Consider the following 13,447-nt stretch of genomic DNA (forward strand, 5'->3'; position numbering starts at 1 on the left):
CCTAGCGGGAGGTGGTGCGGCCGCGGAACACGTCCACAAGGCTGCGCACGTCGAGGGAGCCGTCGGCGATGCGGGCGATCACGACGCCCAGAGCCATGAAGACGGCGGTGAGCACGAAACCCCAGAAGCCGAATATCAGGGCCGCGAAGGCGAGGACCGCGCCGACGACGACGCCGAGGACGGTGCTGCGGCTACCGGGGGCGGGCGGCGCAGGGCGCTGGAAGTCGCTCATCGGACGCGGCTCTCGGCGGACTCGTCGTCCTTGTCCTCGCCCGGGATGTGCACGTCAATGATCGCGACGTTGATCTCGGCGACGGCCATGCCGACCAACTCCGTGATCGCCTCGGAGACGGCGGAGCGGACGGAGTCGGCCACCTTCTGCATCGGGACCGGGTACTCGACGACGATCGTGATATCGGCCGCGACCTGGGTCTCGCCGACCTCGACGCTGACGCCCTGGGCGTGGTCGGCACCGCCGACGACCTGGCGGATCGCGCCGAAGGCACGGGCGGCGTTGTTACCGAGGGCGAAGACGCCGGAAACTTGGCGGGCGGCGATGCCGGCGACCTTGGCCACAACGCTGTCGTCGATGACCGTGGTGCCCTGGGCAGTTCCTGAAGTTTGCGAGCCGCCGAGGCTCGTGACTGTGTCGACCGCGGTCTTGTCCACGGGGGTCTTGTCGACGCGGGGGGTGGAGGGGGTGCGCGTGGTGTCGCTCATGGTATCTCCTGGACGTCTCGGCGGCCGCCGTTGCAGAGCGGACCGGGGTTCTCAGCCCAGCGGGATTCCGCGCGGGCTGTGCTTTCATGGGTGAGACGCAGCGTGGAGGCTGTTCGTCACGGTGTCGGCCGACCTTTTTCCTGACCGTCACCTGGGAGGCGGCCCGAGGCCGCATGGCAGACGAGGCAGGAGGCGCCGTGCCCGGATTGGAAGCGGCGAGCGATGCGCTGCTCGCCGAGCGTTCCGCCGAGGGCGACGTCCGCGCGTTTGAGGTACTCGTGAAGCGGCACCAGTCGATCCTGCGTGCCTACGCCTGGCGGCTCACCGGCTCGCAGGCCGATGCGTCCGATGTCGTGCAGAACGCGCTGATCACGGTGTGGGCGCAGCTTCCGCAGCTCAAGGAGCGGGCGAGCGTGCGCAGCTGGATGATGCGCATCGTCAGCCGCTCCAGCGTCGACCTGCTGCGCCAGCGCCGACCCACCGACGACGTCGACGCCGTGGAGCACCCGGCGTCCCGAGAGCCCGGCCCGGTCGAGGCCGCCGAGCACAGCGACGCGATGCGGGCTCTCGCGCACGCCCTGTCCGAGCTGCCGGAGTCTCAGCGGCAGTGCTGGCTGCTGCGCGAGGTCGGCGGGGAGTCGTACAACGAGATCGCCGATCACCTCGGCCTCACGGTGACGGCCGTGCGGGGCAAGCTCGCCCGCGCGCGCGAGTCGCTGGTCGTGGCGATGGAGGACTGGCGATGAGGGAGCAGACGCGATGAACGCGGACCAGGGTCCCGGCGACGGGCAGGAGCGCGCGGTGGAGCACGACGTCGTGCTGCCGGCCGCGCCCGAGCAGGAGCAGGCCGAGCAGGAGCAGCCCGAGCAGGAGCAGCCCGCCCCCGAGCAGGACGGCATCGGCATCGACGAACTCAGCGACTACCTCGACCGCGGGCGCTCGCCGTACGACCCCGCCATCGAGGAGTCGCCCGAGCATCGCCGCACGCTGAGCGCCCTCCAGCGGGTGCGCGCCCTGTCCAGTGCGCTCATCGACGACGACGCCGCACGCCTGCCGGCTCCGGAGGAGAGCTGGTTCGGCTCGATCCTGACCCAGGTGCGCCGCGAAGCGCGGGCCGGCCGCGACATCCCGTTGGCGAGCGTCCAGCCCGACGTCTTGCTCACCATCACCGAGGGCGCGGTCCGCGGACTGGTGCGCGAGGCGGGCGACAGCGTCGCCGGTGTGCTGGTCGGCCGCTGTCGCCTGCTGGGCGATGTCGCCGAGCCGGGTGCGGAGGTCGTGGTCGAGCTGACGATCTCGGTTTTCTGGGGCGTTCCGATCGCGGAGGCCGCCCAGCAGGTGCGCGAGCGCGTGCACTCGCGGCTGCTGACCCAGACGGAGCTGCGGGTGGTCAGGATCGACGTCCGCGTGGAGGACGTCTACCTCCCCGGGGCGGAGGAGTCGTGAGCCGCCTCGAGGCCGCGTCGCCTGTCGATCCCGCTGCGGTGCTCGCCGCGGAGCTGCGCGCCCTCGACGGCGTCGCCGCGCTCGTGCCCGCGCGGCCGGAGGTGCGCAACGTGCTCGCCCAGGCGGCCGCGGCGCTGAGCGTTACCGGTGTCGAGCCGCTCGGGACCGCGAGCGGAGGCACCTTCGCCTCTCCGGTGCTGGTCCGCGTGGCGGGTGAGGAGGTGGCGGTGGCCGTCGATTTCTGCGTGACGGACGAGGCCTCCGCGCCTGACGTGGCGCGCGCGATCGGAGCCGTGGTGCGCGAGTGGTGTGTCCGCGAGCATCCGCGCCGACGGCCCCGGGTGAGCGTGCGGGTCGCCGCGGTCGACTGATCGGCGGCAGCGCTCAGGCGCGTTCGGCGAGAAACGCCACCGTTTCGGCCGCGGTCGGCGCGGAGACCGCGGCCCCGTGCCGGGTGACCGAGAGAGCAGCGGCCGCGCTCGCCCAGCGGCTGAGGGCGATCAGCTGCTCCGGGTCGTCGGCTCCGGTCGCTGCGAGGCGAGCCGCGAAGGCGCCGCAGAAGGTGTCGCCGGCGCCGGTGGTGTCCACCGCCTCCACCGGGAAGGCCGGGGTGCGCACCGGCGTGCGGCCGCGGACCGCCACGACGACGCCGTCGGAGCCGAGTGTGACCAGCACGAGCGGCACCAGCGTGGTGAGGGCCGCGGCGAGTGCGTCATCGTCGGCGCCCAGGCCCCGGTCGGCGGCGAACTCGCGCGCCTCGTGCTCGTTGACGATCAGTACGTCCAGCGCCGCCAGCAGTTCCTCGGGCAACGGGCCGATCGGGGCGGCGTTCAGGATCGACACCGTGCCGGCGGCGCGCGCGACGCGCACCGCCTCCGTCACCGTCGCGATCGGGATCTCGAGCTGGAGGAGCACGGCGTCGGCCGCCGCGACGAGCGCTGCCTCCTCGGCTGTCAGCCCGACCAGAGCAGCGTTCGCGCCCGAGTCGACGACGATCGCATTCTCCCCGCGCTCGTCGACGGTGATCTGAGCGGTGCCGGTGCGGACATCTCCCCGGCGAGCGCGCAACTCCAGGGGCTCGGCGTCGAGGACCGCGGCGAGTTCGTCGCCAGCGGAGTCGCGACCGAGGCTCGTGACGAAGACGGTGCCCGGCTCGGTGCGGGCCGCCGCGACGGCCTGGTTCAGCCCCTTGCCGCCGGGAAAAGTGCGCGTATGGAGGGCGAGCACCGTCTCTCCCGGAGCAGGAATCCGAGCGACCCGGTGGACGTGGTCGAGGTTGGCGCTACCGAGGACGAGGAGGGGCATGCCCTCGACGTTAGGGCAGGCGCAAGGGGGTCCGTCGCTCCCCAGGCGGCACCTACGGTGGAGCAATGGACACTCGAATCCTCGGACGCACCGGCGCCCCTGTCTCCGTCGTCGGCCTCGGAACCTGGCAGCTCGGTGCCGACTGGGGGGACGTTGCCGAGACCGACGCCCTCGCCGTGCTCGACGCCGCCGTCGAGTCGGGGGTGACTCTCTTCGACACCGCGGACGTCTACGGTGACGGCCGCAGCGAGCGCACTATCGGCGCCTACCGCGCGGCGCATCCCGATGCGCAGGTGTTCGTCGCGACGAAAATGGGCCGCCGCGCCGAGCAGATCCCCGCGAACTACGTGCTCGAGAACTTCCGCGCCTGGACCGACCGTTCGCGCGCGAACCTCGGCGTCGACACCCTCGATCTGGTGCAGCTGCACTGCCCGCCCGCTGCGGTCTACTCCGATGACGCCGTCTACGACGCTCTGGACACCCTCGTGGCCGAGGGGGCGATCTCGGCCTACGGAGTCTCGGTCGAGCGCACGGAGGAGGCGCTCACCGCGATCGCCCGGCCGAACGTTGCGAGCGTCCAGATCATCCTGAATGCCTTCCGCCTGAAGCCGCTCGACGAGGTGCTGCCCGCCGCCCGCGAGGCCGGCGTCGGCATCCTCGCGCGCGTCCCGCTCGCCTCGGGCCTGCTCAGCGGCCGGTACACGACCGAGACCGTGTTCGCTCCGGAGGACCACCGCAGCTACAACCGCGACGGCTCCGCCTTCGACGTCGGCGAGACCTTCTCCGGCGTCGACTTCGCGAGCGGCGTGGCGGCGGCGCAGGAATTCTCGCGCCTTGCCGACGACCACGGCCTCGCCCCTGCGGCGGCCGCTCTGGCATGGATCATCCAGCAGAACGGCGTCACCTCGGTGATCCCCGGGGCCCGCTCGCCCGAGCAGGCGCGCGCCAACGCGGCCGCCGCCTCCGCTGCGCCCCTCGGCCCCGCCATCATGGAGGCCGTCAACGCCCTCTACGACACCCACTTCCGCCCCACCGTCCACCCGCGCTGGTAACCCCGCGCACCTGCCGCCGTGCCGAGTCGCCCGAGAAGGCTCGTTCTCCCCACCGAGAACGAGCCTTCTCGGGCGACTGAGCGCAGGGCTGTGGAGAGAGCGAGCGGGGGGAGAGGGGAGCGCGTCAGCATGGGCGAGTGAGGGACGGCGTGTTCAGGGTGGCGGAGGGGTCGGCGGCGGGGATGTCGCGGGCGGCGATGCGCAGGATCGACGCCCCGGTGTACGGAGTGCGGTCGATCGCGCCGGCCACGGCGCTAGTCGACCGGTGCGCAGCGCTCCTACTCCGGCTGGGCGAGCACGCCTTCGTCTGCGGGCCCACTGCGGCGCTGCTCTGGGGAGCGCCCCTCGACCTCCGCTGGGAGAAGCGGACCACGATCGACGTCGCCGTCAAGGCACCGGCGCGAGCCCCGCACGCCGCCGGGCTCGCTGGACGCTCCCTCCGCCTCGGTGCCGGGGACGTCCTTGCCGGCCGCCGTGGCCGGCTGACCAGCCCCGCGCGGACCTGGTGCGACCTCGGCGCGCTCCTCCCGCTCGCCGATCTCGTTGCTGTGGGGGACTTCCTCCTGCACGCCGAGCTGGTCGATGCTCCGGGACTCGCGGCCGCCGTCGACCACTACCCGGGTCGGCGGGGCCTGCGCGCTCTGCGGCAGGCGGTGCCCCTTCTCGACGGGCGGGCGGAGTCGCGTCCCGAGTCACTGGTCAGGGTCGCCCTCGTCCTCGACGGGATCGCCGGCGTCGAGGCGAACGTCGTGCTCCGGGACGAGCGGGGTGCATTCCTCGCCCGCGTCGACCTCTGTATCGCCTGGGCCCGCGTCGTGATCGAGTACCACGGCGACTACCACCGCGTCGAGAAGGGTCGCTGGCGCCGGGACCGCGCACGGATGGGACGCCTCCGCGCCGCGGGTTGGCACGTCATCGAACTCACCGCCGACGACCTCAGCGACCTCCCCGCTGTCCTCGCCCAAGTCCGCGAGGCACTTCCACACTGAGTCGCCCGAGAAGGCCCGTTCTCCCCGCTGAGAACGGGCCTTCTCGGGCGACTGAGCGCAGCCGCTAGGAGTTCAGCGCGGCGTCGACGATCGTGCGGGCCTCGGCCTGGACCTCGTGCAGGTGATCGAGGCCGCGGAAGCTCTCGGCGTAGATCTTGTAGACGTCCTCGGTGCCGGAGGGGCGCGCGGCGAACCAGGCGTCCTCGGTGATGACCTTGACCCCTCCGACGGCCGCGCCGTTGCCCGGCGCCTTCGAGAGCTTCGCCGTGATCGCGGACCCGGCGAGCGTGGTCGCCGCGATCGCGTCGCCGTCCAGCTTGCCGAGCGCCGCCTTCTGCGCCTTCGTCGCCACCGCGTCCACGCGCTCGTAAACCGGATCGCCGAAGCGCTCGGTCAGCTCGCGGTACAGCGCCGACGGGCTCTTCCCGGTGACCGCGACGATCTCGGAGGCGAGCAGCGCCAACAGGATGCCGTCCTTGTCCGTGGTCCAGACGGTGCCGTCGAAGCGGAGGAACGAGGCGCCCGCCGACTCCTCGCCGCCGAAGCCGACCGAGCCGTCGACCAGCCCGGGCACGAACCATTTGAAGCCCACCGGGACCTCCCAGAGGCGCCGACCCAGCGATTCGGCCACCCGGTCAATGATCGAGGAGGACACCAGCGTCTTGCCGATCGCCGCATCCTCGCTCCAGCCGGCGCGGTGGCGGTAGAGGTAGTCGATCGCGACGGCCAGGTAGTGGTTGGGGTTCATCAGCCCGCCGTCGGGCGTGACGATGCCGTGGCGGTCGGCGTCCGCATCGTTGCCGGTGAGGATGTCGAAGTCGCCGGCGCGCGCGACGACCGAGGCCATCGCGCTGGGGGAGGACGGGTCCATCCGGATCTTGCCGTCCCAGTCGAGGGTCATGAAGCCCCACGCCGGGTCGACCTCGCCGTTGACCACGGTCAGGTCGAGCTCGTACATCTCGGCGATCAGCTGCCAGTAGTGCACCGAGGCGCCGCCGAGCGGGTCGGCCCCGATCCGCACGCCGGCCTTCTTGATCGCGTCGATGTCGATGATGGTCGCCAGGTCCGCGACGTAGTGGGTGCGGTAGTCGTAGGTCTCGACCGCGGAGGGCTCAGCCGAGCGCACACCACGGTTACCGTCGGCGATGAGGTCGTTGGCCCGGTTCGCGATCCAGGTCGTCGCGTCGGAGTCGGCCGGTCCGCCGTGCGGCGGGTTGTACTTGAAGCCGCCGTCGCGGGGCGGGTTGTGCGAGGGGGTCACCACGATGCCGTCGGCCCGGTCGGTGTGGGCGGGATCGTTGTTGTAGCGGAGGATCGCGTGGCTGAGCGCCGGGGTCGGCACGAAGTCGTCGAACTCGTCCACCAGCACGCGCACCTCGTTGCCCACCAGGACCTCGAGCGCGGTGGTCAGCGCCGGACGGGACAGCCCGTGGGTGTCGGCGCCGATGAAGAGCGGACCGGTGATGCCCTGCTCGGTCCGATACTCGACGATCGCCTGCGTGACGGCGGCGATGTGGTCCTCGTTGAAGGCCGTGTCGAACGCGGAGCCGCGGTGGCCCGAGGTGCCGAAGACCACCTTCTGCGCCGGGTCGGAGACATCCGGCTTCTTCTCGTAGTACGCCCTGACGAGGGCCTCGACGTCGATGAGATCGGAGGCCTGCGCCGGCTTCCCTGCTTGAGCGGTCATGCCGTCCATAGTGGCAGTACGGCCGCTTCCAGGGGTACCGCGGCTGGCTAGGCTTGCGCCATGCCCGACAACGTCCCTGAGCCCCGTGCCTACAGCTATCTCGGGCCCAGCGGCACGTTCACGGAGGCGGCCCTCGCGCAGGTCCCGGAGGCGCGCGGGCAGCTGTGGCGCAGCGTCGCGAACGTGGGCGAGGCGCTGAGTGATCTGGTCACCGGCCGCAGCGACGGCGCGGTCATCGCGATCGAGAATTCGGTCGAGGGCGGAGTGACGGCCGCGCAAGACGCGCTGGCGCGGATCCCGGGGCTGCGCATCGTCGGCGAATACCTGGTGCCGGTGTCCTTCATCCTGGTCGGCCGTCCGGGAACGCGGCTCGAGGAGGTGAGCACGGTCGCCGCGCATCCGGTCGCCTACGGCCAGTGCCGGGTGTGGCTGGACCGCGAGATCCCCAGCCACGAGCATCTGCCCTCCTCGAGCAACGTGCAGGCCACCGTCGATCTGTTGAGTGGTTCTCCCGCGCAGGCGGCCATCGCGCCTCCAGGGATCGTGGCCCACCACGACGTCGCGGTACTCGCCGAGCGGATCGGCGACAACCCCAACGCCGTGACCCGCTTCGTGCACGTCTCGCGCTCTCACGGGCTACCCGAGCCCACCGGTGCCGATAAGACGAGCGTGATCGCCGAGCTGCCGGCCGATCAGCCGGGTGCGCTCCTGGACATGCTCGAGCAGTTCGCGACCCGCGGGGTGAACCTGAGCATGATCCAGTCGCGGCCGATCGGCGATGCGCTGGGCCGGTACCGGTTCGTGATCGACCTCGACGGCCATGTGCAGGACGAGCGGGTCGCCGATGCGCTGATGGGCCTGCGGCGATTCAGCCCGAAGGTGATCTTCCTCGGTTCGTACCCGCGCGCTGACCGCCGCCCGGTCGCCTCCGTGCGACGCTACGACGACGAGGTGTTCGTCGAGGCCCGCGAGTGGCTGCACGGGATCCTCGCCCACGAGCCGGAGACGACGATGACCGGAGACGACGATGACGGGTCGCGACGATGACTGACGACGGCGAGCAGGTCGATCCGCGGTACGACCCGGCCTTCCAGCGCGGATTCTCCGGCGGAGTGGACCGGGCGCGCGGTGACGAGCGCGCCTTCGCGAGGCCCGCCACGGGTGCGGCCACCGCCGGGTCGGCTCCCGGATCGGCCGCCGCTCGCGGATCGGCCTCTGCGCCCCCACGCCTGGTCCGCCCCGACTCGTCGGCGGTTCCGGGAGCGCGGCGCATCATGCCCCTGCCCGACATCGCGGGAGCCGCCGAGGGCCGCCGCTCCCACCGCATCAGCGCAGAGACCGCGGCTGCGCCCCTGCCGGAGCCGGTGCCAGCCCCCGGTCAGCAGGCGCCAGCGGAGCCCGCCCGCGAGGCTCCGCTGCTGCGCAACCCGTGGCTGCTCGTGCTCCTGCTCGCCGGCCTCGCGGGATCCGCGATCGGCCTCGCGCTGCTCTACCTGGGCTACTCCTCGCCGCCTCCGCCGTACTACGGCGACTCCGACGTGCCCTCGCCAGCATGGATTCAGCGGCAGCTCCTCTACTACTCCTGCATCCCCCTGCTGGGCTGCCTGCCGGCGTCGCTGCTCCTGGCGCTGGGAGTGGCCGCGCTTCGCTGGCGCGGCGTCGTGCGCTCCCGCGTGGAGGCGCCGGCCGAGGCCGCGCAGCTTCTCGAGGCCGGGTCTCAGGCTCCGGACGCGCCGAAGAGCAGGCCCAGGAGGTAGGTCACCAGGGCCGCGCCGTAGCCGATGCCGAGCTGCCGCAGCGCCCGGGCCAGGGGCGGAGCCCCGAGAGCAGCCCGACGATCGCGCCGGTGGCGAGCAGGGCGATCCCGACCAGGAGGCACGCGACGACGACGGCGGCGAGCCCGGTCAGGCCGAGCAGGTAGGGCAGCACCGGGATGATCGCCCCCGAGGCAAAGAAGCAGAAGCTCGAGAGCCCGGCGCCCATGCCCGTGCCGATCGACTCGTGCTCGTCCACGTCCGGGTTTCCCGCCGGGCCGCCGAGCGTGATCGGCGAGGTGATCGCGCCGCCGCGCAGGCCGGTGAAGACGGAGGCGGCGCGCGCGTCCGCCTGCTCCTGCGTCATCCCGCGCGCGCGGTAGACCAGGGCGAGCTCGTTCGCGTCCACGTCGAGGTCGGGGACGATGCGGTTGGCGTCGAGGTCGGGGCTCGAGGCCGAGAGCAGCTCGCGCTGCGAGCGCACCGAGACGAACTCGCCCGCACCCATCGAGAGCGCGCCGGCCAGCAGACCCGCGATGCCGGTTAACAGGACCACGCTCGTACCGACTCCGCTCGCCCCGACTCCCAGCACGAGGGCGAGGTTGGAGACCAGGCCGTCATTCGCGCCGAACACGGCCGCGCGGAACGTGCCGGAGAGGCGGCTGCGCCCGCGCTCGGCGAGACCGCGGACGACCTCGCCGTGGATCCGCTCGTCGGCAGCCATCGCCTCCGTAGCGTCGTCGTCGTCGGCGTAGGGCGAGCGGGCTTCGGCGCGTTGGATCAGCGCGAGCACGAACACCGAGCCGAAGCGGCGAGTGAGAAGGCCGAGGAATCGGGTGCGCAGGTCGGCACGGGGCGCGGGCTGTGCGGCGGGGCCGAGCAGCTCGCGCCAATGGTCCTCGTGCCGGCCCTCGGCCTCGGCCAGCGCGAGCAGGATCTCGCGCTCCTCGCCGGTGCGGCGGCCGGCCAGGTCGCGGTAGACGGACGCCTCGGCGAGCTCGTCGGCGAGGTAACGGCGCCAGCGGCGCACCTGCGTCGGACTGGGGGTGGTGGTCGCCATGCGATCTCCCGGGGTAGGCCCGCCGACCCGCACGAGAGGGGGCGGTCAGGACGTGGTCGACTGACCGAAGGTCTCGTTCGCCCCGGCCGGAACCGGGGTGACGCGCCGGGCCCGGATCGTCCCGGACCAGCATGTCGACGCGCCTCGTCGTCCGCAGGCGGACGGTGGGAACTACTCCCCTTCGCGCAGACCACCGTAGCCGAGATCGCGGGCGGCCGCCCGGTGAGGCGCAGGCCACTGCCGGAGTCCGGCTGTGCCCCGGAGACGGAGGCCGGCGCTCGCTGGGTCAGACCGACGCGGTCGCGCGGGCGGCCCGGCGAGTCTGGCGCTCGTGTTCGGCGTCCAGAAGCGTGCGCGTCGCAGGCACGGCCAGGAACTCCACCAGGATGTCCGTCTCCTCGACGACGCGATCGGCGCGATCGAGCGGGTCCGCGCGGAGGAGACGGCGGGCCGCTGCCGCGACGTGCGCCGGCTTCGCGGCCAGCGCGCGCACCCGCGCGTCGACCCGGCCGGTCAGGTCGGCGCGCGGCACGACCTCGGTGACCAGCTGCCACTCCAGAGCCTCGATGGCGCGGACCGGGCGACCCGAGAGCACGAAGTCGAGCGCGCGGCGGCGGCCCACGACCCGGGGGAGCGCCGCGGTGACTCCGACGTCGGGAACGAACCCGACGTCTCCGTACGCGCTGAGGAAGAGGGCCGCGGGGGTCGCGATCACGATGTCGGCCGCGAGGGCGAAGGCGATGCCGGCGCCCGCGACCATGCCGTCGATGGCGCAGACGACGACGGCACGGCTGTCCTCGAGCAGGTGGATCACCTGGGCGGTGGTGGTCGCGAGGTCGCGGAGGTAGTGATCGGGGTGCTCGGAGCCCATGATCGCCGAGATATCGCCGCCGGTGCAGAACGCGCGGCCGGCCGCCGCGATCACGATGACGGAGCACTCGGCGTCGAGGTCGGCCACGGTCCGCAGCAGCAGGCGCGCGGTGCCAAGGTCGATCGCATTCAGCGCGTCGGGGCGGTTGAGCGTGATTCGGGCGACGGAGCCGTCGCGCTCGAGGACGACGCCGGGGGCCGCGTCGAGCAGGGAGGTGGCGTGCATGGGGAGCCTTCGGGGGAGCGGAGATGTCGAACGCAGGGGACGTTCTCGGGGGACATCACACATTCGCAGCCAACGATGCGATCGGATGTCTCCTCGCGGCCGATGCTCAGCCGAGCCGGGGTGTTCACTCGGGAGCCGGCCCGTCACGGCCCTCCTCTACACTGCTGGGGTGATTGATCCCGTACTTCTGCGCGAGAACCCGGACATCCTCAAGCGCTCGCAGGAGGCGCGCGGCGACTCCGTCGACCTGGTCGACGACGCGCTCGAGGCCGACCGCGTCCGCCGTGCGGCGATCACCGAGGCGGAGCGGCTGCGCGCCGAGCAGAACGCCTTCGGCAGGACCGTCGCGCAGGCGCCGAAGGACGAGAAGGCGGCCCTCGTCGCCGAAGCGCAGCGCCTCGCCGCCGCCGCCAAGCAGGCGCAGCAGGAGGCCTCCGACGCCGACGACGCCTTCACCGTGCTGGTGAAGCGGATCGCCAACCCCATCATCGACGGCGTCCCCGCGGGCGGCGAGGAGTCGTTCGAGCTCGTGAGGACCGTCGGCGAGCGCCCAATCTTCGACTTCACCCCGCGCGATCACCTCGAACTCGGCGAGCTGTTGGACGGCATCGACATGCAGCGCGGGGCCAAGGTCAGCGGCGCGCGCTTCTACTTCCTCAAGGGCCTCGTCGCCCGCCTCGAGATCGCCCTGATGAACCTCGGGCTCGAGAAGGCGCTCGCCGCCGGCTTCACGCCGCTGATCACGCCCACCCTGGTGCGCCCCGAGATCATGGACGGCACCGGCTTCCTCGGCGAGCACGACGACGAGGTGTACCGTCTCCGGGACGACGACCTGTACCTCACCGGCACCAGCGAGGTCGCCCTCGCTGGATACCACGCGGGGGAGATTCTCGATCTCTCCGGCGGCGCGAAGCGTTACGCGGGCTGGAGCACCTGCTACCGCCGCGAGGCCGGCTCGGGCGGACGCGACACCCGCGGCATCATCCGCGTGCACCAGTTCAGCAAGCTCGAGATGTTCGTCTACATCCTCCCCGGGGAGGCGGAGGCGGAGCACGCACGCCTGCTCTCGTACCAGGAGGACATCCTGCAGAGCCTCGGGCTGCACTACCGCGTGATCGACACGGCGGCCGGCGATCTCGGCCAGAGCGCCGCGCGCAAGTTCGACGTCGAGGCCTGGGTACCCACGCAGGAGACCTACCGCGAGCTGACCTCGACCTCGAACTGCACCACCTTCCAGGCCCGCCGCCTCGACACCCGCTACCGCACCGAATCGGGTAAGACAGCTCCGGTCGCGACGCTCAACGGCACCCTCGCGACCACCCGCTGGATCGTCGCGCTCCTCGAGACCCATCAGCAGGCCGACGGCTCGGTGCTCGTCCCCGCGGCGCTGCGGCCCCACCTCGGTGGCCTCGAGGTGCTCGAGCCCGTCTCGTGAGCACGCGCTCCTCCGACCGCCGCCTCGTCGCCCTCGATATCGACGGCACCGTCATGCACGAGGACGGCACCATCACCCGCGCGGTGGTGGACGCGATCAGCCGCGTGGTCGCGCAGGGCGATGAGGTCATGCTCGCCACCGGGCGCTCGCCCGTTGCGACCCTGCCCGTCGTCGAGCGGCTGGGCATCTCACCCGAGTTCGTGATCTGCTGCAACGGAGCAGTGACCCTCCGCCGCGACGCCGCCGGTACCTACGTCCCCGAGACCGTCGAGACCTTCGACCCGACCGACGTTCTCGAGACGATCCGCCGCGCCCTCCCCGGCGCGCAGTACGCCATCGAGGACGCGGACGGCGCCTTCTTCTCCACGGAGGCTTTCCCCGGCGGCGCCGTGATGGGCGCCGAGACGGTCCGCGTCCCCTTCGAGGATCTGCTCGGCCGGCTGTGCACCCGTGTCGTCGTCATCTCGCCCGAGACGGGCATCGACGCCTTCACCACCCTGGTCGAGGAGATGGGTCTGCACCAGGTCAGCTATGCGATCGGCTGGACCGCCTGGCTCGACCTCACCCCCCACGGCGTCAACAAGTCCACCGCGCTCGAGATCGTTCGCGAGGAGCTGGGCATCCAGCGGAGTGACGTGGTCGCGCTGGGCGACGGCCGCAACGACATCGAAATGCTCACCTGGGCCGCCGCCGAGGGCTCGGGCCTGGCGATGGGGCAGGCGCCCGACGAGGTGCGCGCCGTGGCGTCCGCCGTGATCCCGTCGGTGCACCAGGACGGTGTGGCGGTGGCGCTCTCGACGTTGCTCTGAGCCCGGGCCGGTATGCAACCGAGGCTGGAACGGGCTCGGAGCCCGTCCCAGGTGACGACCGGGTCTCTCGACCTCGGCTACGAACGTGCTCCGC

14 protein-coding genes and 1 pseudogene are annotated in these 13,447 nt (G+C 72.1%); 9 read left to right on the forward strand and 6 right to left on the reverse strand.

Going from position 1 to position 13,447, the window contains the following annotated elements; translation table 11 throughout:
- Nucleotide 1: 1 nt before the first annotated feature.
- Together C1O28_RS01270 and C1O28_RS01275 are read right to left on the reverse strand one after the other, a co-directional pair.
- Complete coding sequence (locus C1O28_RS01270; protein ID WP_097166322.1) at nt 2-232, reverse strand: DUF2273 domain-containing protein; 231 nt, start codon at nt 230-232, stop codon at nt 2-4.
- Complete coding sequence (locus tag C1O28_RS01275; protein WP_097166323.1) at nt 229-720, reverse strand: Asp23/Gls24 family envelope stress response protein; 492 nt, start codon at nt 718-720, stop codon at nt 229-231. The genes C1O28_RS01270 and C1O28_RS01275 overlap by 4 nt, the downstream gene beginning before the upstream one ends.
- Nucleotides 721-917: 197 nt before the next feature.
- On the opposite strand from C1O28_RS01275, the gene C1O28_RS01280 reads away from it, so the two are divergent.
- From C1O28_RS01280 to C1O28_RS01290, 3 genes are read left to right on the forward strand one after another with little or no spacing between them, the layout of a single operon-like run.
- Nucleotides 918-1,466: an RNA polymerase sigma factor gene (locus C1O28_RS01280; protein WP_243392051.1), complete on the forward strand. Its 549-nt coding sequence runs from the start codon at nt 918-920 to the stop codon at nt 1,464-1,466.
- A gap of 13 nt (nt 1,467-1,479) precedes the next feature.
- Nucleotides 1,480-2,166 (forward strand): Asp23/Gls24 family envelope stress response protein, encoded by a 687-nt coding sequence (locus tag C1O28_RS01285; protein WP_097166325.1) that lies wholly within the window; start codon nt 1,480-1,482, stop codon nt 2,164-2,166.
- Nucleotides 2,163-2,537, forward strand: a complete 375-nt coding sequence (locus tag C1O28_RS01290; protein ID WP_097166326.1) for a hypothetical protein — start codon at nt 2,163-2,165, stop codon at nt 2,535-2,537. Before C1O28_RS01285 ends, C1O28_RS01290 begins: the two co-directional genes overlap by 4 nt.
- Nucleotides 2,538-2,550: 13 nt before the next feature.
- Here C1O28_RS01290 and C1O28_RS01295 read toward each other — a convergent pair whose 3' ends face one another.
- Nucleotides 2,551-3,471, reverse strand: coding sequence for a ribokinase (locus tag C1O28_RS01295; RefSeq protein ID WP_097166327.1), 921 nt, complete (start codon nt 3,469-3,471; stop codon nt 2,551-2,553).
- A gap of 65 nt (nt 3,472-3,536) precedes the next feature.
- On the opposite strand from C1O28_RS01295, the gene C1O28_RS01300 reads away from it, so the two are divergent.
- Both C1O28_RS01300 and C1O28_RS01305 read left to right on the forward strand, forming a co-directional pair.
- Complete coding sequence (locus tag C1O28_RS01300; protein WP_097166328.1) at nt 3,537-4,523, forward strand: aldo/keto reductase; 987 nt, start codon at nt 3,537-3,539, stop codon at nt 4,521-4,523.
- A 137-nt stretch (nt 4,524-4,660) separates the two neighbouring features.
- Nucleotides 4,661-5,512, forward strand: coding sequence for an endonuclease domain-containing protein (locus C1O28_RS01305; RefSeq protein WP_127821391.1), 852 nt, complete (start codon nt 4,661-4,663; stop codon nt 5,510-5,512).
- Nucleotides 5,513-5,576: 64 nt separating this feature from the next.
- Here the strand turns inward: C1O28_RS01305 and pgm are convergent, their stop codons facing one another.
- Nucleotides 5,577-7,199, reverse strand: coding sequence for a phosphoglucomutase (alpha-D-glucose-1,6-bisphosphate-dependent) (gene pgm / locus C1O28_RS01310; RefSeq protein WP_097166414.1), 1,623 nt, complete (start codon nt 7,197-7,199; stop codon nt 5,577-5,579).
- Nucleotides 7,200-7,259: 60 nt separating this feature from the next.
- On the opposite strand from pgm, the gene pheA reads away from it, so the two are divergent.
- Together pheA and C1O28_RS01320 are read left to right on the forward strand one after the other, a co-directional pair.
- On the forward strand, nt 7,260-8,246 hold the full coding sequence (gene pheA / locus C1O28_RS01315; RefSeq protein WP_097166330.1) for a prephenate dehydratase: 987 nt from the start codon (nt 7,260-7,262) through the stop codon (nt 8,244-8,246).
- Entirely contained in the window at nt 8,243-8,956 is a 714-nt protein-coding gene (locus C1O28_RS01320; protein WP_097166331.1) for a hypothetical protein, read from the forward strand. The genes pheA and C1O28_RS01320 overlap by 4 nt, the downstream gene beginning before the upstream one ends.
- On the opposite strand, the pseudogene C1O28_RS01325 reads toward C1O28_RS01320, so the two are convergent.
- Both C1O28_RS01325 and C1O28_RS01330 read right to left on the reverse strand, forming a co-directional pair.
- Nucleotides 8,917-10,013 (reverse strand): annotated as a pseudogene (locus tag C1O28_RS01325) (VIT1/CCC1 transporter family protein). The gene C1O28_RS01320 and the pseudogene C1O28_RS01325 sit on opposite strands and share 40 nt — an antisense overlap.
- 286 nt (nt 10,014-10,299) lie before the next feature.
- A complete protein-coding gene (locus C1O28_RS01330) occupies nt 10,300-11,109 on the reverse strand; it encodes an enoyl-CoA hydratase/isomerase family protein (protein ID WP_160487543.1) in 810 nt (269 codons plus the stop codon).
- A 169-nt stretch (nt 11,110-11,278) separates the two neighbouring features.
- Between C1O28_RS01330 and serS the strand changes: the two genes are divergently transcribed.
- Together serS and C1O28_RS01340 are read left to right on the forward strand one after the other, a co-directional pair.
- Nucleotides 11,279-12,544, forward strand: a complete 1,266-nt coding sequence (serS, locus tag C1O28_RS01335; RefSeq protein ID WP_097166334.1) for a serine--tRNA ligase — start codon at nt 11,279-11,281, stop codon at nt 12,542-12,544.
- The gene (locus tag C1O28_RS01340) at nt 12,541-13,353 is read left to right on the forward strand and encodes an HAD family hydrolase (protein WP_243392052.1); all 813 of its coding nucleotides are present in this window, start codon (nt 12,541-12,543) and stop codon (nt 13,351-13,353) included. Before serS ends, C1O28_RS01340 begins: the two co-directional genes overlap by 4 nt.
- Nucleotides 13,354-13,447: the final 94 nt, after the last annotated feature.

Source organism: Rathayibacter rathayi (assembly GCF_004011095.1).
Lineage (GTDB): Bacteria > Actinomycetota > Actinomycetes > Actinomycetales > Microbacteriaceae > Rathayibacter > Rathayibacter rathayi.

Excerpts from the sequence above, each read along its gene's own strand:
- C1O28_RS01270 (WP_097166322.1), bottom strand. The coding sequence starts at position 232 with ATGAGCGACTTCCAGCGCCCTGCGCCGCCCGCCCCCGGTAGCCGCAGC.
- C1O28_RS01275 (WP_097166323.1), bottom strand. The coding sequence starts at position 720 with ATGAGCGACACCACGCGCACCCCCTCCACCCCCCGCGTCGACAAGACC.
- C1O28_RS01285 (WP_097166325.1), top strand. The coding sequence starts at position 1,480 with ATGAACGCGGACCAGGGTCCCGGCGACGGGCAGGAGCGCGCGGTGGAG.
- C1O28_RS01295 (WP_097166327.1), bottom strand. The coding sequence starts at position 3,471 with ATGCCCCTCCTCGTCCTCGGTAGCGCCAACCTCGACCACGTCCACCGG.
- C1O28_RS01300 (WP_097166328.1), top strand. The coding sequence starts at position 3,537 with ATGGACACTCGAATCCTCGGACGCACCGGCGCCCCTGTCTCCGTCGTC.
- pgm (WP_097166414.1), bottom strand. The coding sequence starts at position 7,199 with ATGACCGCTCAAGCAGGGAAGCCGGCGCAGGCCTCCGATCTCATCGAC.
- pheA (WP_097166330.1), top strand. The coding sequence starts at position 7,260 with ATGCCCGACAACGTCCCTGAGCCCCGTGCCTACAGCTATCTCGGGCCC.
- C1O28_RS01320 (WP_097166331.1), top strand. The coding sequence starts at position 8,243 with ATGACTGACGACGGCGAGCAGGTCGATCCGCGGTACGACCCGGCCTTC.
- C1O28_RS01330 (WP_160487543.1), bottom strand. The coding sequence starts at position 11,109 with ATGCACGCCACCTCCCTGCTCGACGCGGCCCCCGGCGTCGTCCTCGAG.